Raw genomic sequence first — 22167 nt, forward strand, 5'->3', positions numbered from 1 at the left:
CACCGAGGCACCGCTGCGCGCGGCGTTTCTCGGTGCGCGAACGGTTTCTCGCCGACGGAGCGGCGAGCCGCTCAGTCGCGCGGAGCGTGCGCCTCGAGGAACTCGTAGAGGTCGGTCGTGTCGACGCCCGGGAACGAGCCGGTCGGCAGGGTCGCCAGCAGCGTCCGGGGCGTGCGGACGTTGGGCCAGGCCTGGTCGCGCCACTGCGACTCGAGCTCGGCGGGAGCACGGCGGCAGCACACCTCGACGGCATGGCGCGAGACGCCGCGGTTGGTGGTCTCGCGCCCGACGAACCACTTGGTGTCGTCGAAGCGCACCCCCACCGACACCGAGTGCGCGCCCTCGCTCGAGGCCTCCACGCGCGCGGTGCACCAGAACGTGCCGTTGCCGGTGTCGGTGTACTGGTAGTACGGGTTGAACTTGTCGGGGATGTCGAAGACGACCCGGCTCGTCCAGCGGCGACAGCACAGCTGCCCCTCGATCGCCCCCAGGCGGTCGGAGGGGAAGTTCACGTCGTCGTTCTCGTACGCCTTCGTGATGGTCCCCGACTCGTGCACCTTCAGGAAGTGCACCGGGATGCCGAGGTGACGCGTGGCCAGGTTGGTGAAGCGGTGCGCCGCGGTCTCGTACGACACCGAGTAGGCATCGCGGAGGTCCTCGATCGACAGCGCGCGGCGCGACTTCGCGTCGTGGAGCACCGGGACCGCGTGATCCTCGGGGATCAGCAGCGCCCCCGTGAGGTAGTTCGTCTCCACGCGCTGGCGCAGGAACTCGGCGTACGAGCGCGGCTCGGCGTGGCCGAGGATGCGACTCGCGAGCGCCTGCAGCACGGCCGTGCGCGAGTCGCCCTTCGCGGGCACCGTGCTCGAGAGGTACAGCCGCCCGTGCTTGATGTCGGCGACCGACCGCGTCGACGCCGGCAGGTCGGCGACGTAGTGCAGGGAGAAGCCCAGATGAGCGGCGATGTCGGACGCGGTGCGCTGCGTGAGCGGACCTCCGGGGTGATCGACGGCGCGCAGGATGCCGCGGGCATGCTCCTCCAGCTCGGCGAAGTAGTTGTCCTGCCGTCGCATGAGGTGGCGCAGCTCCACGTTCGCCCGCCGCGCCTCCTCAGGGGTGGCGGAGCGCTCGTCGCCGAGCCGCTCGATCTCCCCCTGCAGCGCGAGCAGCGCCCGCAGGGCGTCGTCGGGGACCGACTTGCCGATGCGGAACGGCTCGATGCCGAGCGCCCGGAACGTCTGGCCCTTCATGGCGCGCTCGAGGGCGATCTCGAGGGTGGCGCGCTCGTCCAGCGGCTCCGCCTCGAGGAGCTGGTCGACCGTCGCCCCGAGGGCCTTCGCGATGGTGCGCAGGAGGGTGAGCTTGGGCTCGCGCTTGCCCGTCTCGATCATCGACAGCTGGCTCGGCGCGCGCTCGACGGCCGCCGCGAGCTCGTCGAGGGTCAGGCCGCGGGCGGTGCGCAGCTGCCGGATGCGCCGGCCGATCGTGAGGGCGTCGGCCTCATCGTCGGCGGCGCCCGAGAGGTCGGCGAAGGGAACATCGACGTTCGTCATGTCCCGGATTGTGTCACAGAACGTGAACTTCGATCAATCTTCACAATGGATTTGGTTACTCCTGGCCTCAAACTTCACCCACAGTGGAGACACGAGCCACCGCCGGCCCCGCCCCGGCATCCGATGAAGGAGAGCACCATGACGATCCAGGCCACCCCCGGTCAGCCGCCCCTCCGCGCGGGCGACCAGACGCAGACCGCCGCCGAGCTGCAGGAGATCTGGGACACCGACCCGCGCTGGGACGGCGTCGAGCGCACCTACACCGCGGAGGACGTCGTCCGCCTGCGCGGCAGCGTCCGCGAGGAGAACACCCTCGCCCGCCGCGGCGCGGAGAACCTCTGGAACCTCCTGCACACCGAGGACTACATCCGGGCGCTCGGCGCGTACACCGGCGGTCAGGCGGTGCAGCAGGTACGCGCGGGCCTGAAGGCCATCTACCTCTCCGGCTGGCAGGTCGCCGCCGACGGCAACCTCGCCGGGCAGACCTACCCCGACCAGAGCCTCTACCCGGCCAATTCGGTGCCCGCTGTCGTCCGCCGCATCAACAACGCGCTGATCCGCCAGGACCAGATCGAGCACACCGAGGGCACCCTCACGCAGGACTGGCTGGCGCCCATCGTCGCGGATGCCGAAGCCGGCTTCGGCGGCCCGCTCAACGCGTACGAGCTCGCGCATTCGCTCATCCAGTCGGGTGCCGCCGGCATCCACTGGGAAGACCAGCTCGCCAGCGAGAAGAAGTGCGGCCACCTCGGCGGCAAGGTGCTGGTGCCCACGCAGCAGCACATCCGCACCCTGAACGCGGCTCGGCTCGCCGCCGACGTCGCCGGCGTGCCGACCGTCATCATCGCCCGCACCGACGCGCTGGCGGCCGATCTGCTCACGAGCGACGTCGATCCCCGCGACCAGGAATTCACGACCGGCGAGCGCACGAGCGAGGGCTTCTACCGGGTGCGTCCGGGCCTGGAGGCGGTCATCAGCCGCGGCCTGGCCTTCGCCCCCTACGCCGACCTGCTGTGGGTGGAGACGGGCGAGCCCGACATCGAGCTGGCCCGCGCGTTCGCGAGCGCGATCCACGAGCGGTTCCCCGGCAAGATGCTCGCCTACAACTGCTCGCCGAGCTTCAACTGGAAGCGTCACCTCAGCGACGAGCAGATCGCGACCTTCCAGCAGGAGCTGGCCGACCTGGGTTACAAGTTCCAGTTCATCACCCTCGCGGGCTTCCACGCCCTCAACTACTCGATGTTCGATCTCGCCTCCGGTTACGCCGAGCGCGCCATGAGCGCGTACGTCGAGCTGCAGGAAGCCGAGTTCGCCGCGGAGGCCCGCGGCTACACCGCCACCAAGCACCAGCGCGAGGCGGGCACCGGCTACTTCGACGTCGTTTCCACGGCGCTCAACCCCGACAGCGCGACCCTGGCTCTGGTGGGATCCACTGAGGCCGAACAGTTCCACTGAGCACCCAACCCCACACGACACAGAAAGAGCAGGGCCATGACTCCCACCGCCACGGGCACCGCGCCCGCATCGACCATCACCATCACGGGACCGATCCGCGACCGCTACGACGAGATCCTCACGCCCGCGGCGATCGCGTTCCTCGCAGAGCTGCACGTCCGCTTCGCCGGCCGCCGCCACGACCGGCTCGCCGACCGGATGCGGCGCCGCTTCGAGATCGGCAACGGGCACGACCCGCAGTTCCGCTCCGACACGGCCCACATCCGCGAGGACGCCGATTGGACGGTCGCCGGCGCCGGCCCGGGCCTGGAGGACCGCCGTGTCGAGATCACCGGCCCGACCGACCCGAAGATGACGATCAACGCGCTCAACTCGGGCGCGAAGGTGTGGCTGGCCGACCAGGAGGACGCCACGAGCCCCACCTGGCGCAACGTCATCGAGGGTCAGCTCTCCCTGTTCGACGCGATCCGCGGGCAGCTGTCGTACACGAGCCCCGAGGGCAAGGAGTACCGCGTCACCGCCGAGCGCACGCCCACGATCGTGATGCGCCCGCGCGGCTGGCACCTGGTGGAGAAGCACATCCGCTACACCGACCGCGCCGGCCGCGACCTCGCGGCATCCGGTTCGCTGGTCGACTACGGCCTGTACTTCTTCCACAACGCGCAGCGCCTCATCGACAACGGCGTGGGGCCCTACTTCTACCTGCCGAAGATCGAGTCGGCCGAAGAGGCGAAGCTGTGGGACGACGTGTTCACCTTCAGCGAGGAGTACATCGGCATCCCGCACGGCACGATCCGCGCGACGGTGCTGATCGAGACGCTGCCGGCCGCGTTCGAGATGGAGGAGATCCTGTTCGAGCTGCGCGATCACGTCGCGGGCCTGAACGCCGGGCGCTGGGACTACATCTTCTCGATGATCAAGAACTACCGCGGCCGCGGTGCGCGCTTCGTGCTGCCCGACCGCAGCCAGGTGACGATGACGGTGCCGTTCATGCGGGCCTACACGGAACTGCTCGTGAAGACGTGCCACAAGCGCGGGGCCTTCGCGATCGGCGGCATGAGCGCGTTCATCCCCAACCGGCGCGACCCCGAGGTGACCGCCCAGGCGTTCGAAAAGGTCGCCGCCGACAAGAAGCGCGAGGCCGGCGACGGCTTCGACGGCACGTGGGTGGCCCACCCCGACCTGATCCCGGTGGCACAGGCGGAGTTCGATGCGGTGCTCGGCGAGCGCCCGAACCAGATCGACCGCCAGCGGCCCGAGGTGAACGTCCGGGCGTCGCAGCTGATCGACGTGCACATCGGTCTGCCGGTCACGGCGGCGGGCGTGTACGGCAACGTGTCGGTGGCGATCCGCTACATCGAAGCGTGGCTGCGGGGCCTCGGCGCCGTCGCGATCGACAACCTCATGGAGGATGCCGCGACCGCCGAGATCAGCCGCAGCCAGGTGTGGCAGTGGATCCACCAGGACCGCACCACCGACGACGGCACCCGCATCACGCGCGAGTACGTGGAGGGCCTCATCGAGCGGGTGCTCGGCGAGGTGGAGCGGCGCCCCGTCTCCGCCGAGGACCGTGGCGACCGGTTCGACGACGCGGCGGCCATCTTCCGAGATGTCGCGCTGGGCGAGGACTTCCCGACGTTCCTGACGCTCGGGGCCTACGCCGACTACCTGACCGACGAGGACTGAGCGTCGGAGTCGGGGGCGGATGCCGCGGCATCCGCCCCCGCCTGCGTGCGTCCGCCCTGGGCACGGTCGATCACCGCCGCGAGCCAGACCGCGCCGAACCCGATCACGGCGGTCATCGCCTGCGTGATCAGGGCGATCGCTCCGCTCGGGAAGCTGTGCTGGGTCATGACCGGCGTCACCAGCGCGGGGATGATCGCGAGGACCAGCACGATCCACGACAGGGGGTGGCGTCCGCGGGCGATCAGCCAGCCTCCGACACCGGCGATCAGCATCACCATCGCCTGGTTGAGGACGAAGCGCCAGACGTCGGCCGGCTCGACGAGGTTCCCGCCGGCGCGCTGGAGCCCGAAGGTGGCCCACAGCAGCAGCACGACGGCGGCCAGCGTGAAGGCCCCGAGGCGCCGCCACCCCGATGTGGGCAGCAGGACGATCGCGGTGAGGATCGCACCGAGCACGAGGAGGAACTGCGCGGCGTTCAGGAAGGGGATGTCGGTGGCGATCGTCCCCGCGAAGCTCTCCGACTGCACGATCGCGGAGAAGTCGGTCGCGACCCCGAGGTAGACCCCGAACATCATCAGCACGATGGCCGCCCCGTAGCGGGCGGCGCCGTCGAAGCGGAGAGTCGGAGCCATGGGCAGAGAGTAGCCGACATCCTCCCTACAATCGGGGGATGGAAGGCGGACGGGGCCCGGATGCCGGGACGAGCCGGCGCGAGTTCCTGCGCCGCACGGGGATCGGCGCGGCGGGGCTGGCGATCGGCGGCTCCGCGGCGGCGGCGGTCACGACGGCCGCCACGGTGCACCCGCCCGAGTTCACGCCGCTCGCCCCGCGCCACGCACCGGGCTTCGATCACGTCGTGGTCGTGATGTTCGAGAACCGCAGCTTCGACAACGTGCTCGGACACCTCTACGGCGCGCAGGAGAAGTCGGCGGGCGAGTTCGACGGGATCGCGCAGGGCGCGTACGCCAACGCGGGACCCGACGGCGTGCCGGTTCCGGCGCACATCTACGCCGGCTCCACTGACGCGATCATGCAGCAGCCGCAACCCGACCCAGGCGAGACTTACCCCCACGTGAACACGCAGCTGTTCGACGTCATCGACCCGCCGTCCAACGCGGACCTGCGGACGCACCCGCTGTCCGATCCGTTCAACGCGCCGCCGGCGGGCATGCAGCCGACCAACAGCGGGTTCGTCACGGACTACATCGTGAACTTCCGGCTGAGCATGCGACGGGAGCCCACGGCGGAGGAGGTGGCGGTCGCGATGGGCGGCTTCGCCCCCGAGATGCTGCCGGTGCTCTCGACCCTCGCCCGCGAGTTCGCGGTGTACGACCGGTGGTTCGCGGCCGTGCCGTCGCAGACCTTCTGCAACCGGTCGTTCTTCCACGCGTCGACGTCCCACGGGTTCGTCACGAACCACGACGGCGACGACTACGAGAAGTGGATCGAGGCGCCGGCGACACCGACGATCTTCAACCGACTGGAGGCGGCCGGCATCCCGTGGCGGGTGTACTACGACCCGACGCAGCTCGTGTCGCTGACCGGGATGCTGCACGCGCCCGTGCTGGAGCAGTACTGGAAGACGCACTTCCGGGACATGCGCCAGTTCTACGCCGATGCCGCGCAGGGCACGCTGCCCGCGTACTCGTTCATCGAACCCCGCATGATTTTCAACCACAACGACATGCACCCGCCCTGGGGCGAGCTGCGCGACGGCACCCTGACCCTCGACGACGGGTCGACGCTCGAGATCGACAACAGCGCCGTGTCGGATGTGCGCGCGGGCGACAAGCTCATCCAGGACGTCTACGACGCGATCCGCACGAGCCGCACCCGCGGCGGCTCGAACGCGATGAACACGGCCCTGGTCATCACCTTCGACGAGCACGGAGGGACCTTCGACCATGTGGCGCCGCCCGCCGCAGCTCCGCCCGGATCGGGCGAGCCCGGCGAGATGGGCTTCCGCTTCGACCGACTCGGTCTGAGGGTGCCGGCGATCGTCGTCAGCGCCTACACCGCCGCGGGAACGGTCATCCATGACGAGATGCACCACGGCTCGGTGATCAACACGCTCTGCCGCCTCCACGGTCTCCGGCCGCTGACCGCGAGGGATGCCGGGGCCAACCCCGTCTTCAACGCGATCAATCTCACGGTGCCGCGCCAGCCCTACACGTGGCCGCAGCCGTCGTCGCTGTGGCGACCGCCCAACCCCGAGGCGGTCGCCGAGCAGACCACCGCGACGCACAAACGGCGGCCGCTCACGTCGCCCGCGCGCGGACTGGTGGGGCTGCTGATGTCGCGCTTCAACCGCGACGCCGTCATCCCCACCACCTACGGCGAGGCGTTCGACGCGCTGGTGGAGCACGGCGACGGACTGTTCGGCACGACCGACGCGGAGGTGCGCTGACCGTCGACGGAGCGGGGTTGACAGGTATGGCTAATGTCATTAGCTTTAGGGCTATGGAAACAAGCCCGAACGACACCGCCGCCGCCGCGTTCGCGCGACTCGGCATCCATCACCTGCGCCGCCCCGAGGGACGCGTCGCCTACCGCCTCACCGGAGAAGGACCGCTGGTCGTCTGCGTCCCCGGGATGGGCGAGATCGCCGCCGCGTACCGCTACACCGTGCCCGCGCTCCGCGCCGCCGGCTTCCGCGTGGCGGTCATGGACCTGCGCGGCCACGGAGACTCCGACGCCACGTTCTCCGCCTACGACGATGCGGCCGCCGGAAGCGACGTGCTCGCGCTCATCGCGCACCTGGGGGCCCCGGCGGTCGTCGTCGGTACCTCGATGGCGGCGGGCGCCGCGGTCTGGGCGGCGGCCGAGTCGCCCGAGGCGGTCCGCGCCCTCGCGCTGATCGGCCCGTTCGTCCGCAACGCCCCGACGAACCCGGTCGCCGCCGCGCTCTTCCGCCTGCTCATGCAGCGCCCGTGGGCGCGCGGCGCCTGGCTGGCCTATCTCCCCCAGCTCTACCCGGGCCGCCTGCCCGCCGACTTCACCGAGCACCGCGACGCCATCCGCGCGGCGATGGCGCGACCGGGGGCGACCGCGGCCTTCGTGCGCACCACGCGGACCGACCACACCCCGGCGGAGGAACGCCTGCCCCGGGTCACGGCCCCCACGCTGGTCGTGATGGGAACCGCCGATCCCGACTTCCGCGACCCCGCGGCGGAGGCGACGTGGGTCGCCGAGCGTCTGAACGCCCGCGTGGAGCTGATCGACGGGGCCGGGCACTACCCGCAGGCCGAGGATCCCGAGAGGGTCACCCCGGCGCTCGTCGCCTTCTGCCGCGAGGTGACGGGTGCCTAGGGCCGGGCTCACCCCCGACGCCGTGGTCGCCGTCGCGCTCGAGGCGATCGACGACGTCGGCAGCGAGGCGCTCACCCTTGCGGAGGTCGCGGCGAGGGCGGGCGTCAAGGTCCCGAGCCTGTACAAGCACGTCGCCTCGCTCGAGGTCCTGCGCACCGCCGTCGCGACGGCGGCGACCCGCGAGCTCGCACACGAGCTGCGGATGTCGGCCGTCGGCGTCTCCCGGGCGGAGGCGCTCGACCGGCTCTGCCGCACCTACCGCTCGTATGCGCTGCGGCATCCGGGACGCTACGCGGCGACCCAGCGGGCGCCGATGCCCGGCGAGAGCCGCGACGACGCGCACACGCGCGCCGCCGCCGAGGTGCAGGAGGTCGTTTCGGCGACGTTGCGCGGCTACGACATCGCCGACGACGATCAGCTCGTCGACGCCACCCGCGCGCTCCGCGCCGCGCTCCACGGGTTCTGCGCCCTGGAGAACGGCGGCGGGTTCGCGATGCCGGTCAGCGTGGAGCAGAGCTTCGCGCGGCTGATCGCCGGGCTCGATCGAATGCTGTCGACCTGGTCGAGCTGAGAGCTCTCGCCGGAGGCGGAGTCACTCCCGTCCCGGATCGATCGGCGCGAAGCGGCCCAGACCGCCTCCGCAGACGAGTCGCGACGCGGCGAGCGCGCCGGCGACGGCCAGGAAGATGGGCAGCAGCAGGGTGAAACCGGTGCCCGTGAACTCGATGATCAGCGCGATGGCCGTGAAGGGCGCCCTCATGTTGGCGGCGAGGAAGGCTCCCGCCGCCACGATCGCCAGGGCGGTCGCGTCGGCGCCCGGCCAGATGAACGCCCATCCCGCTGCGGCCGCGGCGCCGAGCGACGCGCCGATCGCGACGGACGGCTGCAGCGTGCCGCCGATCGCACCCGAGCCCAACGAGATCGCCGTGACCACGTACTTCAGGACCGCCAGAGCGAGCAGCAGGAGCGCCGGCTGCGTGAGATCGAACCCGGCCGTCGCCAGCGCCCGGCCGTTGCCGAGCAGCAGGGGGAAGAACGAGCCCACGACGCCCACCGCCGCGAACGTCAGCGGGAGGACGAGCAGCAGCCGCCACCCGGTGGGTCGCCGGCGCGACAGTCGTGCGGTGACCGCGGAGAAGCTGGTCGCCCCCCAGCCCATGAGGGGTCCGATGAGCAGCGCCGCCACCAGCAGCGAGGGGTTCACCTCCACCGGCGCCACCTGGTAGAGCGATCCGTCGGCCACCAGCGGACGGGCCACGAAGGTGGCGATGGCGCTCACCGACAGCGCGACGACGGCGGCCCCGGCGCTGAACCGCGCCAGCAGGATCTCGATCGCGAACAGTGCGCCCGCGAGGGGGACGTTGTAGACGGCGGCGAGACCCGCGCCGGCCGCCGAAGCGATGAGGATGGTCCGCCAGCGCGCGTCGATGCCGAACCACCGCACGAGGGTGGAGCCCGCCATCGCGGACAGCTCCCGCGGCGCCACCTCCTTGCCGATCGAGGCGCCCAGACCGACCGAGGTCACCTGGATGACGGTGTCGGCGAGCGTCTCCCACACCGGCATCCGCGTGCCCGCGACGCCCTCCTCGACGCTCGCGATGCGCCGGCCGAACCGGCGCAGCAGGTACCAGCCCCCGGCGGCGATGACGCCCGCGGCGGTGAGGCTGACGATCGGGAGCCACCAGGGCGAGGGAAGGGCGAGGCCGTCGAGGAAGGGGCCTTCGGCGCTTCCCCACACGAGGTGCTCGACCGTGTGCACGATCCACACCAGCAGGAGCACGGCCACTCCGGTCGCGACGCCGACCGCGGCGGTGGCGACGCCCAGCCGGACCAGCGCCCACAGACCGGCACGGCGGGCGCGCGAGCGCTCCCCACGCGGCCGCGTGCGGGCCGTCACGGTGCCGCCATCGGCGCCAGCCGCACCTCGACGCCGCGCTCACGAAGCTCCGCGGCCGCCACCTCGTCGAGCTCGTCATCGGTGACGACGACGTCGAAGGCATCCAGCGGCGCGACCTTGAAGCGCTCGCTCGCACCGTACTTGGTGCTGTCCGCGACGAGCACGCACACCGAGGCGGCGTCGAGCACGGCGCGCTTGAGGGTGACCTTGTCCAGCTCCGGGGTCGTGACGCCGTGGGTCGTGTCCCACGCGCCCGTGCTGAGGAAGGCGACGTCGACGGCGAGCGCGCCGAGGGTCGCGGCGGCCAGCGGGCCCGTCGCGGATCCGCTGGCGGCGTCGACGGTGCCGCCGGTGTGGATGGTCTGGATCGAGGGGTAGTCGCGCAGCGTCGCGATGGCGAAGAAGTCGTTGGTGACGACGGTGACCCCGCTGCGCAGCGCCAGATGCGGCACGAGCGCCTCGCAGGTGGTCCCGGCATCCAGGAAGACGACGCTGTCGTCGACGACCAACGCGGCCGCCTCGCCGGCGATGGCCTTCTTGCGGGGAAGCTCGAGCACGGCGCGCGAGGTGCGCTCCCGAGGCGTCTCGGTGCCGGCGCGCTCCGTGAGGCGCACGCCGCCCTGCACCGACACGACGCGTCCCTCGGATTCGAGCACGACGATGTCGCGGCGCACCGTCATGTGCGAGACGCCGAGGAGCTCGGCGAGATGGCGGATGCTGAGGGCACCGGCGCCGCGCAGCAGCCGCAGCAGCTCGTGCTGACGCTGCTCGGGGATGAGGGGCGGATCGCTGGCCATGTCGTCTGATTCTAGGGCGGTCCCGCGACCGCCCGCGGTACACGCACGTTCGAGATTGTTACTAAGTGTGAATTCTTGTGCTAATGTGTGCATCGATGTTACGCAAACACGAAGTCCTCCACGCCATCGCCGACACCGGCGCCCTGCTCATCATCCGCCTGGACTCGGCGGACGAGGCCCTCGCCGTCGCGCGGGCAGCCGTCGCCGGCGGCATCCGCGCACTCGAGGTGACGCTCTCCGTCCCGAGCGCCTTCGATGTCATCCGCACGCTGTCGCAGGAGTTCGCCGACGACGGCATCGCCGTGGGGGCGGGAACGGTCCTCGACGAGCAGGCGGCGTTCACGGCCATCACCGCCGGAGCCCGGCTGCTCGTGAGCCCCAACCTCAACCCGCAGATGATCCGCCTGGCCAACCGCTACCAGGTCGCCACGATCAGCGGCGCCTTCACGCCCACCGAGTTCGTCCAGACGATGGAGAGCGGCGCCGACATCGTCAAGCTGTTCCCCACCGAGATCGCCGGCCCCGACTACCTCCGCACGGTCCTGGCACCGCTGCCGCAGACCCCGGTGCTGCCGGCCGGCGGCGCGACGGTGCACAACGTCGGCGACTGGTTCGACGCCGGAGCCCTCGCCGTGGGCGTCGGCTCGGCCGTCACCAAGGCGGCGCGAGCCGACGGCGACTACCTGCGCGTGACCCGGGCCGCGACCGACTTCCTCGACGCGATCCGCGACGCGCGCCACTGACCCGTCCCCCGCGGGCCCTTCCCGCGCGGGCGACGCCGCCCGTCCCACCCTCCCCTTCCCGACCACGACAACCCCCGAACCGCCCACCACAAAGGAGTGCACACGATGACCGACACCCTCGCGGAGACACCGCTTCTGACCACGCAGGAGAAGAGGTCCGTCCGGATCCGCTGGTTCCTCGTCGGCTTCCTCATCCTGGGCGGTGTGGTGAACTACCTCGACCGCTCGACCCTGAGCGTCGCCAACACCACGATCGCCGGGGAGTTCGGACTCAACGCCTTCGAGATGGGCCTGCTCCTGTCGGCGTTCTCGTGGCCCTACGCGATCGCGAACCTGCCCGCGGGCTACCTGGTCGACAAGTTCGGGCCGAAGCGGATGTTCGCCTTCGCCGCGGGAGCCTGGTCGCTGGTGTCGATGGTCACCGCGGCCGCGAACTCCTTCGGCGTGCTCTACGCGCTGCGGGTCGCCCTCGGCATCACCGAATCGCCGTTCTTCACCTCGGCCCTGAAGGTCAACGAGCGCTGGTTCAACAAGCGCGAACGCGCTCTGCCGGTCGCCCTCGTCAACACCGGCTCGCAGATCGCCAACGCCATCGCCCCGCCGCTGCTGACCTTCCTGCTGCTCACGATGAGCTGGCGCGGCATGTTCGTCATCGTCGGCGCCCTCGGGATCGTCGTCGCTCTGGTGTGGCTCCGCATCTACCGCGACCCCACGCTGAGCGAGCAGGCGCTGATCAAGGGCGCCCAGGCGCAGGAGGCGATCGCCTCGACCGTGCCGAAGGTGGGCTGGGGCCGGCTGCTCCAGCAGCGCAACACGTGGTTCATGGTGCTCGGCGCCTTCGGCATCTTCTACACCGTCTGGGTGTACCTGACGTGGCTGCCCAGCTACCTGCAGACGGCCCGCGGCTTCAGCCTGGCCCAGAGCGGCTGGCTCGCCTCCCTCCCCTTCCTCTGCGGCATCATCGGCGTCGTCTTCGGCGGCTGGCTCTCCAACCGCCTCGTCTCGCGCGGCGTCAACACGGTGCGCGCGCGCAAGATCCCCATCGTCGGCGGCGCGGTGCTCGCGGCCGCGGCGGTGCTGCCGGTGGCCTACGTGGACAACACGCCCCTCGCGATCACCCTGCTCTCGATCGGCTACTTCGCCTCGCAGGTGCCGATCGGCTGCCTGTGGACCCTGGCCTCCGACGTCGCACCCTCCAACCAGGTCGCCTCCCTCGGCGCGATCCAGAACTTCGGCGGGTTCGTCGGCGCCGCCGTGGCTCCCGTGGTCACCGGTGCGATCCTGACCGCGACGGGCGGCAACTACACGCTCGTCTTCCTCATCGGCGGGGTGCTGCTGCTGGTCGGGGCGCTGTCCTACGGTTTCTTCGTGAAGGACCGCTCCGGCCGCACCGCCTGAGCCCGTGGCGAGGGGCGGCGACGCCCCTCGCCACCGCCCTGGAGAGTCACATGACTTCGCATCTCTTCTTCGTGATCGGTCCCGCCGGCAGCGGGAAATCGACCGTCAGCACGCTCATCGCACGCCAGCTCGGCGCCGCCTACCTCGACAAGGACAGCGTCGCGACCCTGTTCACCGAGGCGCTCCTGGTGGCTCACGGCAGCGATCCCCACGAGCGCGACAACAACGCGTACTACCAGCAGGTCGTGATGGATCTGGAGTATCAGACCCTGCTGCGCCTCGCCGGCGACAACCTCCGGCTCGGGACGCCGGTGGTGCTCGACGCCCCGTTCGTGAGGTACTTCCCGCAGCCGGACTACCTCGAGCGCGCCGCGCTCGCCCACGACTGGCCCGCCGACACCCGCATCACCGTCGTGCACGTGAGCGTCGACGGCGCGCGGGTGCGCGATCGCGTCGCCGGTCGGGGCTACCAGCGCGACAGCTGGAAGCTCGCCCACTGGGATGAGTTCTGGGCGAGCGCCCAGGCCGCCGAATGCCGGTGGCGCGGAGCCCACCACGCGCTCTACGACAACAGCGCGGACGGGCGCGACGACGACGCGATCCGCGCGGCCATCGCCGCCCTCGTCTGAGCGGTCGACGGACGACTACGCTTTCCCTGTGACCGAACGCGCTCCCCTGTCCCGCAAGCTGTCCGCCATCGCCGAGTCCGCGACCCTGAAGGTCGATGCGAAGGCGAAGGCGCTGCAGGCCGCCGGCCGCCCCGTGATCTCCTACGCGGCGGGCGAGCCCGACTTCGCGACGCCGGCGTTCATCGTGGATGCCGCGGCCCACGCCCTCCACGACCCCGCGAACTACCGCTACACGCCCGCGGCCGGCCTGCCGGTGCTGCGCGAGGCGATCGCCGCCAAGACCCTGCGCGACTCGGGGCTCGAGGTCGCCCCGTCCCAGGTCATCGTCACGAACGGCGGCAAGCAGGCCGTCTACCAGGCGTTCCAGGCCGTCGTGAACCCCGGTGACGAGGTGCTGCTGCCGGCGCCCTACTGGACGACCTACCCCGAGGCGATCGCGCTCGCCGACGGCATCCCCGTCGAGGTCTTCGCCGGCGCCGACCAGGACTACAAGGTGACCGTCGAGCAGCTCGAGGCCGCCCGCACCGACAAGACCACCGTGCTGGTCTTCGTCTCACCGTCGAACCCGACCGGTTCCGTGTACACGCCCGAGGAGACGAAGGCGATCGGGGCATGGGCGCTGGAGCACGGCATCTGGGTCGTCAGCGACGAGATCTACCAGAACCTCGTCTACGAGGGTGCGCGCGCCGTGTCGATCGTGGAGGCCGTGCCCGAGCTTGCCGGACAGACGATCCTCGTCAACGGCGTGGCCAAGACCTACGCGATGACCGGGTGGCGCGTGGGCTGGATGGTGGGGCCGGCCGACGCCATCAAGCTCGCCGGCAACCTCCAGTCGCACCTCAGCTCGAACGTCAACAACATCGCGCAGCGTGCCGCGCTGGCCGCGCTGACCGGCCCGCAGACGGAGGCCGAGCAGATGCGCCAGGCGTTCGACCGCCGCCGCCGGCTCATCGTCGCGGAGCTCGCGAAGATCCCGGGCGTCACCGTGCCGAACCCGCTCGGTGCGTTCTACGTCTACCCCGACGTCACCGGGCTGCTCGGACGGGAATGGAACGGCACCCGCGTCGACACGTCGCTCGAGCTCGCCGACCTCATCCTCGAGCAGGCCGAGGTCGCCGTCGTGCCGGGCGAGGCGTTCGGCCCCTCCGGCTATCTGCGCCTGTCGTACGCGCTCGGCGACGACCAGCTGCTCGAGGGCGTCCAACGACTGCAGAAGCTCTTCGGCACGGAGTGAGCCCGAGCCGGCACTCAGAGACCTCAGAGACGAGCGGGGGACGATCGGGACTCATGCGTTCGTCGTCCCCTGTCTCCGTCTCGGCATCGCGCAGGTCGCGGCGACCGCGCAACGCCCTGCTCGCCCCCTCGGTGCACCCGGCGACCGCGCTCGTGGTGGGCCTGGCCACCGTCGTCTTCCTGATCAGCGCGGGGCTGGCGCTGCGCGCCGCCCCGATCGACGCCGACCTGTCGCGCACGCTCAACAGCTGGCACATCGCCGGGGCCGGGCAGGTGACCGCGCTGGTCTACGACCTGTTCTCACCCGTCCCCGCGATCGTGATCACGATCATCGCGACGGGACTGGTGTGGGCGGTGAGCGGGCGCATCGCCCTCGCGATCGCGTTCGCCGGAACGGTCGCCGTCACGTGGGTGCCCGCCGACATCATCAAGATCGCCGTCGCCCGCCCGCGTCCCGACGCGACCCTCCTGCCGCATCCCGTCGATCACATGCCCGTGGACCCGTCGTACCCGAGCGGTCACGTCGTCTTCGTCGCGGCCGTCGCGGTGACGGTGGTCGTCATGCTCAAGGGCTCGCGCTGGCGTCCCTTCGCGATCGTCGTCGGCGCCCTCGCGGTCGTCGTGATGGCCGCTTCGGTGTCGATCATCGGCGTGCACTACCCCACGGACGCCGTGGCCTCCGTGCTGTGGGTGCTGGGCGTCTTCCCCGCCGCCCGGCTGATCTGGGTGCGGACGATCATGCCGCTGGTGCCGTTCCTGCGCGACGCACCGCGACCGGCACCGGCGCCGGCGGTGTCCGGTCCGCAGCGACGCGGGGAGCTCTAGAGCTCCACGCCGACCAGGACGGGCTCCGGCTGCAGCAGCAGCCCGAACTCCGCCTGCACGCGGTGCTGGATGTAGCGGGCCAGCTCGGCGACTTCGCCCGCCGTCGCCCCGCCGCGGTTCGTGAGGGCCAGCGCATGCTTGGTCGACAGGGCGGCGCGCGACCGCGGCAGGCGGAAGCCCTTCCCCAGCCCGGCGTGCTCGATGAGCCACGCCGCACTGACCTTCACGTCGGGCTGCACCGAGACCGGCGGCGGCACGATGCCGTCGAACGCCGCGAGCGGGATCACCGTCACCGGGTCGACCTCCACGGCGAGAGGCCACCGGGGGCACTCGGGCGGGAGGGTGCGGGCGAAGGATGCCGACACGATCGCATTCTGGAAGAACGAGCCCGCGCTGTGGGTGTCGGGATCGGCGTCGTCGAGCACCATGCCCTTCGAGGCGCGCGTCGCGAGCACCGTCTCCCGGATCCACCGCAGCGACACCGCGGCGTCGGGCGCGAGGCGCAGCGCCTGCCGCAGCTGGCCGCCACGCACCGGGACCTCGCCGTGGCCGACATCGTGCAGCTCGAGAGTGATGGAGACGATCACGCCCGAACGGAGCGCGCCGCGGCCGTAGTGCTGTTTGAGCACCGAGGTGCGGAAGCCGAGCTCGAGATCGGCGGCGGAGACCACCTCGATCTCGCCGGTGGCCTCGTCCAGCAGCTCCACCTCGACGAGCGTCTCGACGATCTCCTGACCGTAGGCGCCGACGTTCTGGATGGGCGCGGCGCCGGCCGACCCGGGGATGCCGCTCATCGCCTCGATGCCGGCCAGTCCCGCCGCGACGGTGTACTCGACGAGATCGTCCCAGTCGTGACCGGCCTCCACGCGCAGCCGCACGCGGCCGTCGCCGGCGTCGGCCAGGCGTTCGATGCCGGAGGTGCGCACCAGCACGACGGTCCCCTCGAACGGCTCGTCGCCGGCGAGCAGGTTGGAGCCTCCGCCGAGCACGAGCCACGGCTCCCCCGCGGCCCACACGTCCTGCAGCGCCGCGACGAGCTCGTCGCGGGTGCGGGCCTCGACCATCCGCTCCGGAGTGCCCCCGACGCGCAGCGTGGTGAGCTGCGCGAGCGGAATGGGCGCGATCTCGCCCATCAGGGCTGCCGGCGCACGCGCACCTGCGCCTTGCCGAGCACCGTCGTGTCGGCGAAGGTCACGGTGAGATCGATGCGCGCGGTGTCGTCGTCGAGAGCACCGACCTTCGCGGTGACGACCAGGTCGGCGCCGGCGTCGGCATCCACCACGACGGGGCGCGTGAAACGCACGCCGTACTCGAGGATGCGCCCGGCGTCGCCGAGCCATTCGACGATGGTCTCGACGGCGAGGCCCATCGTGAGCATGCCGTGCGCGAGCACACCCGGCAGGCCCACCCGGGCGGCGACGTCGTCGCGGTAGTGGATGGGGTTGAGGTCTCCGGACGCACCGGCGTAGCGCACGAGAGACTCCCGCGTGAGGTGCACGGTGCGCTCGGCGACGACCACGCCGATCTCGAGGGGTGCGGATGTCATGCGACCTCGCCTCCGATCAGGAGAACGGACGTCGCGGTGACGACGTGGCTGCCGTCGACGTCGGTGATCTCGGCCTCGCTGGTGACCATCGCACCGGCGCCGAAGGGGCGGATGCCGGTGATGCTGAGCTGGGCGACCAGCTCGTCCCCGGCGACGATGGGACGCGAGTAGCGGAAGCGCTGCTCCGCGTGCACCGTGCGCTCGAGCGCGATGCCGGAGTCCTCGACCGCGAGCAGCTGTTGCATCGTCAGGTCCTGGACGACCATGGCGAACGTCGGGGGCGCGACGACGTCGGCGTAGCCGAGCGCGCGCGCGGCTTCCGGCTCGTAGTGCTGCGGCGCCTCGGCGAAGACGGCGCGCGCGAACTCGCGCACCTTCTCACGGCCCACGAGATAGGACGCGGTCGGCGGGAACGCACGTCCCACCAGATCGGGGTTCACTGACACCCCTCGATCCTACCGAGGGGCGCCCGCCCTCATCCGTCCCCCACCGCCGCGATAAACACCCCGTAGCAGCCGTGCGGGACGGACGAACGCGCTCAGCGGGTGCGACGGGCCCGCACTGCGCGGATCGCCATCTGCACCGCGATGAAGGTGAGGAAGCAGGCGAAGAGGATGTTGGCGACCAACGGCGACAGCAGCGTCGCGATCCACGCGCCGAGCGCGGTCGTCGTACAGGCGGCGACGCCGACGAGGGCCGCGGCCACGAGGTCGACGTTGCGGCGCTTGACGTTGCCGATCGTCCCCGAGACGGCGGTGGGGATCATCATCAGCAGCGAGGTGCCCTTCGCGATCAGATCGCTGGTGCCGAACAGGAAGATCAGTGCGGGCACGACGATGACCCCGCCCCCGACACCCAGCAGCCCGGCCATCACGCCGGTGAACAGTCCGAGAACGGCCAGTCCGATGCCGGAAGCGACGGTGAGCTCGAGCACCGCGTCGCGGGACGGCACGACGATGAAGAGCATCACGATGACCACGGCGAGGAATCCGACGAAACCCCACCGGAGGGCGTTCTGCGGGATCCGGGCGAGCAGCCACGACCCGATCTGCGCGCCGACCACCGCTCCCGCGGCGAGGATCAGGGCCGGGATCCAGGCCACCGAGCCGTGCACGGCGTAGGAGACGACGCCCACGGATGCCGTGGGAACGATCGCGGCGAGCGAGGTGCCGGCCGCGAGTCGCTGATCGAATCCGAGCAGCAGCACGAGCATCGGCACGATGACCGTGCCGCCGCCCACGCCGAACAGGCCGGAGAGCAGTCCCGCGGCGAGGCCCACGCCGACGCACGAGAGCACGAAGCGCAGGTCGCGGCGGCGCTGCGGCGCCGCCGGTACGGCCGCGCTCACGCGTCGGTTCCCGCGGTGCTCTGGTCGACGGTGGTCGCCGCCTGCTCGAACTGCGAGCGGTAGAGCCGCCAGTAGGCCCCCTCCGCGGCGATGAGCTGTTCGTGCGTACCCTGCTCGACGATGTCGCCGTGCTCCATCACGAGGATGAGGTCGGCGTCGCGGATCGTCGACAGACGGTGCGCGATCACGAAGGACGTGCGTCCTTCGCGCAGCGCCGACATCGCATGCTGCAGGAGCAGCTCGGTGCGCGTGTCGACGGAGCTCGTCGCCTCGTCGAGGATCAGCACGCTCGGCTCCGCCACGAACGCCCGCGCGATCGTGATCAGCTGCTTCTCCCCCGCCGAGACGTTCGCGGCGTCCTCGTCGAGCACGGTGTCGTAGCCGTCGGGCAGCGAGTGGACGAAGCGGTCGACCCGCGTCGCGACGGCCGCCTCGACGATCTCCAGATCGGATGCCGACTCGTTGCCGTAGCGGATGTTCTCGCGGATCGAGCCGGCGAACAGCCACGGGTCCTGCAGCACCATGCCGGTGCGGGAGCGGACGTCGTCGCGGGTGAGCGCGGAGGTGTCCTGCCCGTCGAGGAGGATCCGACCGCCGTCGAGTTCGTAGAAGCGCATCAGGAGGTTGACCAGGGTGGTCTTCCCCGCGCCGGTCGGGCCGACGATCGCGACGGTCTGACCGGGTTCGACGCGGAACGACAGGTCGCGGATGAGCGGCTTGTCGGGGGTGTAGGAGAACGCGACGTTCTGGAACTCGATGACGCCGCGCCCGTCGCGCAGTTGCGGCGCGTCCTCGGCATCCGGTTCCTGCTCCTCCTGGTCGAGCAGCTCGAAGACGCGCTCGGCCGAGGCCGTGCCCGACTGGACCACCGCGGCCATGCCGCCGAGCTCCGACAGCGGCTGGGTGAACTGCTGCGAGTACTGGATGAAGGCCTGCACGTCGCCGAGCCGGAGCTGGCCGGAGGCCACCATCAGGCCACCGAGCACCGCGATGCCGACGTAGGAGAGGTTGCCGATGAACATCATCGCGGGCATCATCAGCCCGGACAGGAACTGCGCCTTGAACGCGGCCTGGTAGAGCTCCTCGTTCTCCTGCTCGAACTTCTCGCGCGAGTCCTGCTCGCGTCCGTAGACGCGCACCAGCGCGTGGCCGGAGAACGACTCCTCGACGCGGGCGTTGAGGCGTCCGACCTTGCGCCACTGGGTGGCGAACGCCTTCTGCGACTTCGGCCCGATGATGCCGAAGATCACGGCCATCAGGGGAAGGGCGACCAGGGCGACGATCGCGAGCTGCCAGGAGATGGAGAACATCATCACGAGCACACCGACGACCGTGAGCACGTTGGTGACGGCAGTCGAGAGCGACTGCTGCATCGTCTGGGTGATGTTGTCGATGTCGTTCGTCACGCGCGAGATGAGCTCGCCGCGCTGGACGCGGTCGAAGTACGACAGCGGCAGGCGGTTGATCTTGGCCTCGACCGACTCGCGCAGCCGCCACATCGTGCGCACCATGATGACGTTGATGACATAGCCCTGCAGCCAGGTCAGCACGGCGGAGACGACGTAAATGGCGAGGACCGCGACGAGCACCCACTTCAGGCGCTCGAAGTCGACACCCGTGCCGACCTGGAAGTCGTGCATCGCCGACACGATGTTGGCGATGTCGCCCTGTCCGGCCGCGCGCAGGGCGTCGACGACCTGGTCCTGGCTCGTGCCGGCCGGGAACTGGGCGGCCAGCGACGTCGAGACGACCCCTTCGAAGAGGATGTTGGTGGCCTCGCCGAGGACCTTGGGGGCGATGACCGCGAGCACGACGCCGACCGCCCCGAGGACGGAGACGAACGCGAACGCCCACTTGTAGGGGGCGAGCAGGCCGATCATCCGACCGAAGCTGCGACCGAAGTTCGCCGCCTTGCCGGGGGCGACCGAGTCCCACGACCCGGAGTTGAGCCGCGCCTGTTCGGCGAGCTCGAGTTCTTCGCGTTCCTCTTCGGAGAGGGCCGCCGTGTTCGGCGCGCTCATGCGTCCACCCCCAGCTGCGATTCGACGATCTCCCGGTAGGTGTCGTTGCCGGCGAGCAGTTCGTCGTGGGTTCCGATGCCGACCAGGCGCCCGTCGTCGAGGACCACGATGACGTCGGCATCCGCGATCGTGGAGATGCGCTGAGCGACCACGATCTTCGTCACGTCGGGCAGTTCGCGCCACAGCGCCTGCCGTAGTCGCGCGTCGGTGGTGACGTCGAGCGCCGAGAAGGAGTCGTCGAAGACGAGCACGTGCGGGCGATGCACGATCGCGCGGGCGATCGAGAGCCGCTGGCGCTGCCCACCCGACACGTTCGTGCCGCCCTGGGAGATGCGTGCCGTGAGTCCGCCCTCCATCTCGGAGACGAAGTCGCGCCCTTGGGCGATGTCGAGGGCGTCCCAGAGCTCGTCGTCGGTGGCATCCTCCCGCCCGAAGCGGAGGTTGCTGGCGACGGTGCCGGTGAACAGGAACGCACGCTGCGGAACGTAGCCGATGCCGCGCCACATCTCGTCGAGATCGGCCTCGCGGACATCGACGCCGCCGACGCGGACGGTGCCGTCGGTCACGTCGAACAGCCGCGGGATGAGCGAGACGAGCGTCGTCTTGCCGGAGCCGGTCGACCCGACGATCGCCACGGTCTGACCGGGCTCGGCCCGGAAGGAGATGTGCTCCAGCACGGGCGACTCGGCGCCGGGGTAGCTGAACGACACGTCGTCGAACTCCACGGCGCCCAGCTCGGGGAAGCGGTCGATCGGCTGGGCGGGACGGTGCAGCGCATCGGTGGAGTCGAGCACCTCGCCGATGCGGTCGGCGGAGACGGCGGCGCGCGGGATCATGATCGTCATGAACGTCGCCATCAGCACGCCCATGAGGATCTGGCCGACGTACTGCATGAACGCGAACAGGGTGCCGATCTCGACGTGACCGGCATCCACCTGGATGCCGCCGAACCAGATCACGCCGACGACGGTGACGTTGAGCACGAGCATCGCGAGCGGGAACATGATCACGAAGAGCGATCCGACGCGGCGGCCGACGACCATGATGTCGGTGTTGGCCACGCGGAAGCGCGCCTCCTCGATGCGTTCGCGGACGAAGGCGCGCACGACCCGCACACCGGTCAGCTGCTCGCGCATCACCCGGTTGACGCCGTCGAGCTTGCCCTGGTACTCGCGGAACAGCGGGACCATGCGGCTGATGATGAAGCCCGCGATCACGAGCAGCGTCGGCACCGCGACGGCGATGAGCCAGCTCAGACCGACATCCTGCTGGACGGCCATGATGATGCCGCCGATCGCCAGCAGCGGCGCCGTGACGAGCATGGTCGCGCCCATCATCGCGAGCATCTGCACCTGCTGCACGTCATTGGTGTTGCGGGTGATGAGGGTGCCCGCGCCGAACGACGACACCTCGCGCTCGGAGAAGCCGCTCACCTTGTCGTAGACGTCGCGTCGGATGTCGCGGCCGGCGCTCATCGCCGCGCGCGCCGCGAAGAACGTCGCGATCACGGACGCGACGATCTGGCCCAGCGCGATGACGAGCATGAACGCGCCGCGGGACCAGATGTAGCCGGTGTCGCCCGCCGCGACGCCCTTGTCGATGATGTCGGCGTTCAGTCGCGGGAGGTAGAGGGACGCCATGGCCGAGGCGAACTGGAAGACGAGCACGCCCAGCAGCCACCACTTGTACGTCCAGAGGTAACGGACGAGGAGTTTTCCGAGCATGAG

20 protein-coding genes are annotated in these 22167 nt (G+C 70.6%); 10 read left to right on the top strand and 10 right to left on the bottom strand.

Annotated features, from left to right (window positions below; genetic code table 11):
• Window positions 1-71 precede the first annotated feature (71 nt).
• Window positions 72-1553 carry a helix-turn-helix transcriptional regulator gene (locus KY498_RS08000; protein WP_060960392.1) on the bottom strand — a complete coding sequence of 494 codons (1482 nt, stop codon included), beginning with the start codon at window positions 1551-1553 and terminating at the stop codon, window positions 72-74.
• Window positions 1554-1691: 138 nt separating this feature from the next.
• On the opposite strand from KY498_RS08000, the gene aceA reads away from it, so the two are divergent.
• A complete protein-coding gene (gene aceA / locus KY498_RS08005; RefSeq protein ID WP_191007985.1) occupies window positions 1692-3008 on the top strand; it encodes an isocitrate lyase in 1317 nt (438 codons plus the stop codon).
• A gap of 36 nt (window positions 3009-3044) precedes the next feature.
• Entirely contained in the window at window positions 3045-4694 is a 1650-nt protein-coding gene (gene aceB, locus KY498_RS08010) for a malate synthase A (protein ID WP_191007984.1), read from the top strand.
• Here the strand turns inward: aceB and KY498_RS08015 are convergent.
• A complete protein-coding gene (locus KY498_RS08015) occupies window positions 4673-5326 on the bottom strand; it encodes a hypothetical protein (protein ID WP_191007983.1) in 654 nt (217 codons plus the stop codon). The genes aceB and KY498_RS08015 overlap by 22 nt on opposite strands.
• A gap of 38 nt (window positions 5327-5364) precedes the next feature.
• On the opposite strand from KY498_RS08015, the gene KY498_RS08020 reads away from it, so the two are divergent.
• The 3 genes from KY498_RS08020 to KY498_RS08030 are packed head-to-tail and all read left to right on the top strand — an operon-like array spanning window position 5365 to window position 8574.
• Complete coding sequence (locus tag KY498_RS08020; RefSeq protein ID WP_191007982.1) at window positions 5365-7101, top strand: alkaline phosphatase family protein; 1737 nt, start codon at window positions 5365-5367, stop codon at window positions 7099-7101.
• Between the two features lie 53 nt (window positions 7102-7154).
• Window positions 7155-8003: an alpha/beta fold hydrolase gene (locus KY498_RS08025; RefSeq protein WP_191007981.1), complete on the top strand. Its 849-nt coding sequence runs from the start codon at window positions 7155-7157 to the stop codon at window positions 8001-8003.
• Window positions 7996-8574, top strand: coding sequence for a TetR/AcrR family transcriptional regulator (locus KY498_RS08030; protein ID WP_191007980.1), 579 nt, complete (start codon window positions 7996-7998; stop codon window positions 8572-8574). The genes KY498_RS08025 and KY498_RS08030 overlap by 8 nt, the downstream gene beginning before the upstream one ends.
• Window positions 8575-8595: 21 nt before the next feature.
• On the opposite strand, the gene KY498_RS08035 is transcribed toward KY498_RS08030, so the two are convergent.
• Entirely contained in the window at window positions 8596-9900 is a 1305-nt protein-coding gene (locus tag KY498_RS08035) for a chloride channel protein (RefSeq protein ID WP_223848844.1), read from the bottom strand.
• Window positions 9897-10697, bottom strand: a complete 801-nt coding sequence (locus KY498_RS08040; RefSeq protein ID WP_061782311.1) for a DeoR/GlpR family DNA-binding transcription regulator — start codon at window positions 10695-10697, stop codon at window positions 9897-9899. The genes KY498_RS08035 and KY498_RS08040 overlap by 4 nt, the downstream gene beginning before the upstream one ends.
• A 95-nt stretch (window positions 10698-10792) precedes the next feature.
• Between KY498_RS08040 and KY498_RS08045 the strand changes: the two genes are divergently transcribed.
• The 5 genes from KY498_RS08045 to KY498_RS08065 all read left to right on the top strand — a co-directional run bounded on the left by KY498_RS08045 (window position 10793) and on the right by KY498_RS08065 (window position 15525).
• Window positions 10793-11440, top strand: a complete 648-nt coding sequence (locus KY498_RS08045) for a bifunctional 4-hydroxy-2-oxoglutarate aldolase/2-dehydro-3-deoxy-phosphogluconate aldolase (protein ID WP_060960385.1) — start codon at window positions 10793-10795, stop codon at window positions 11438-11440.
• A 105-nt stretch (window positions 11441-11545) separates the two neighbouring features.
• Window positions 11546-12838, top strand: coding sequence for an MFS transporter (locus tag KY498_RS08050; RefSeq protein ID WP_191007979.1), 1293 nt, complete (start codon window positions 11546-11548; stop codon window positions 12836-12838).
• 50 nt (window positions 12839-12888) lie between these two features.
• A complete protein-coding gene (locus tag KY498_RS08055; RefSeq protein ID WP_191007978.1) occupies window positions 12889-13467 on the top strand; it encodes an ATP-binding protein in 579 nt (192 codons plus the stop codon).
• Between the two features lie 28 nt (window positions 13468-13495).
• Entirely contained in the window at window positions 13496-14701 is a 1206-nt protein-coding gene (locus KY498_RS08060; RefSeq protein ID WP_060960383.1) for a pyridoxal phosphate-dependent aminotransferase, read from the top strand.
• A gap of 53 nt (window positions 14702-14754) precedes the next feature.
• Window positions 14755-15525: a phosphatase PAP2 family protein gene (locus tag KY498_RS08065; protein ID WP_191007977.1), complete on the top strand. Its 771-nt coding sequence runs from the start codon at window positions 14755-14757 to the stop codon at window positions 15523-15525.
• On the opposite strand, the gene KY498_RS08070 is transcribed toward KY498_RS08065, so the two are convergent.
• The 6 genes from KY498_RS08070 to KY498_RS08095 all read right to left on the bottom strand — a co-directional run bounded on the left by KY498_RS08070 (window position 15522) and on the right by KY498_RS08095 (window position 22164).
• Window positions 15522-16658, bottom strand: a complete 1137-nt coding sequence (locus tag KY498_RS08070) for a UDP-N-acetylmuramate dehydrogenase (RefSeq protein ID WP_191007976.1) — start codon at window positions 16656-16658, stop codon at window positions 15522-15524. The genes KY498_RS08065 and KY498_RS08070 overlap by 4 nt on opposite strands.
• Window positions 16658-17071, bottom strand: coding sequence for a MaoC/PaaZ C-terminal domain-containing protein (locus tag KY498_RS08075; protein ID WP_060960380.1), 414 nt, complete (start codon window positions 17069-17071; stop codon window positions 16658-16660). The genes KY498_RS08070 and KY498_RS08075 overlap by 1 nt, the downstream gene beginning before the upstream one ends.
• A complete protein-coding gene (locus KY498_RS08080; protein WP_101305727.1) occupies window positions 17068-17517 on the bottom strand; it encodes a MaoC family dehydratase N-terminal domain-containing protein in 450 nt (149 codons plus the stop codon). The genes KY498_RS08075 and KY498_RS08080 overlap by 4 nt, the downstream gene beginning before the upstream one ends.
• A 92-nt stretch (window positions 17518-17609) precedes the next feature.
• A complete protein-coding gene (locus KY498_RS08085; RefSeq protein WP_082734225.1) occupies window positions 17610-18419 on the bottom strand; it encodes a sulfite exporter TauE/SafE family protein in 810 nt (269 codons plus the stop codon).
• Window positions 18416-20440, bottom strand: a complete 2025-nt coding sequence (locus tag KY498_RS08090) for an ABC transporter ATP-binding protein (protein WP_219879603.1) — start codon at window positions 20438-20440, stop codon at window positions 18416-18418. The genes KY498_RS08085 and KY498_RS08090 overlap by 4 nt, the downstream gene beginning before the upstream one ends.
• A complete protein-coding gene (locus KY498_RS08095; RefSeq protein ID WP_191009632.1) occupies window positions 20437-22164 on the bottom strand; it encodes an ABC transporter ATP-binding protein in 1728 nt (575 codons plus the stop codon). Before KY498_RS08095 ends, KY498_RS08090 begins: the two co-directional genes overlap by 4 nt.
• Window positions 22165-22167: the final 3 nt, after the last annotated feature.

The sequence above is a fragment of the Microbacterium sp. PAMC21962 genome (genome assembly GCF_019443465.1).
Classification (GTDB): domain Bacteria; phylum Actinomycetota; class Actinomycetes; order Actinomycetales; family Microbacteriaceae; genus Microbacterium; species Microbacterium hominis.

Coding starts and splice junctions, on each gene's coding strand:
- aceA (WP_191007985.1), top strand. CDS start 1,692: ATGACGATCCAGGCCACCCCCGGTCAGCCGCCCCTCCGCGCGGGCGAC.
- KY498_RS08040 (WP_061782311.1), bottom strand. CDS start 10,697: ATGGCCAGCGATCCGCCCCTCATCCCCGAGCAGCGTCAGCACGAGCTG.
- KY498_RS08015 (WP_191007983.1), bottom strand. CDS start 5,326: ATGGCTCCGACTCTCCGCTTCGACGGCGCCGCCCGCTACGGGGCGGCC.
- aceB (WP_191007984.1), top strand. CDS start 3,045: ATGACTCCCACCGCCACGGGCACCGCGCCCGCATCGACCATCACCATC.
- KY498_RS08090 (WP_219879603.1), bottom strand. CDS start 20,440: ATGAGCGCGCCGAACACGGCGGCCCTCTCCGAAGAGGAACGCGAAGAA.
- KY498_RS08075 (WP_060960380.1), bottom strand. CDS start 17,071: ATGACATCCGCACCCCTCGAGATCGGCGTGGTCGTCGCCGAGCGCACC.
- KY498_RS08050 (WP_191007979.1), top strand. CDS start 11,546: ATGACCGACACCCTCGCGGAGACACCGCTTCTGACCACGCAGGAGAAG.
- KY498_RS08045 (WP_060960385.1), top strand. CDS start 10,793: ATGTTACGCAAACACGAAGTCCTCCACGCCATCGCCGACACCGGCGCC.
- KY498_RS08000 (WP_060960392.1), bottom strand. CDS start 1,553: ATGACGAACGTCGATGTTCCCTTCGCCGACCTCTCGGGCGCCGCCGAC.
- KY498_RS08025 (WP_191007981.1), top strand. CDS start 7,155: ATGGAAACAAGCCCGAACGACACCGCCGCCGCCGCGTTCGCGCGACTC.
- KY498_RS08055 (WP_191007978.1), top strand. CDS start 12,889: ATGACTTCGCATCTCTTCTTCGTGATCGGTCCCGCCGGCAGCGGGAAA.
- KY498_RS08020 (WP_191007982.1), top strand. CDS start 5,365: ATGGAAGGCGGACGGGGCCCGGATGCCGGGACGAGCCGGCGCGAGTTC.
- KY498_RS08065 (WP_191007977.1), top strand. CDS start 14,755: ATGCGTTCGTCGTCCCCTGTCTCCGTCTCGGCATCGCGCAGGTCGCGG.
- KY498_RS08070 (WP_191007976.1), bottom strand. CDS start 16,658: ATGGGCGAGATCGCGCCCATTCCGCTCGCGCAGCTCACCACGCTGCGC.
- KY498_RS08095 (WP_191009632.1), bottom strand. CDS start 22,164: ATGCTCGGAAAACTCCTCGTCCGTTACCTCTGGACGTACAAGTGGTGG.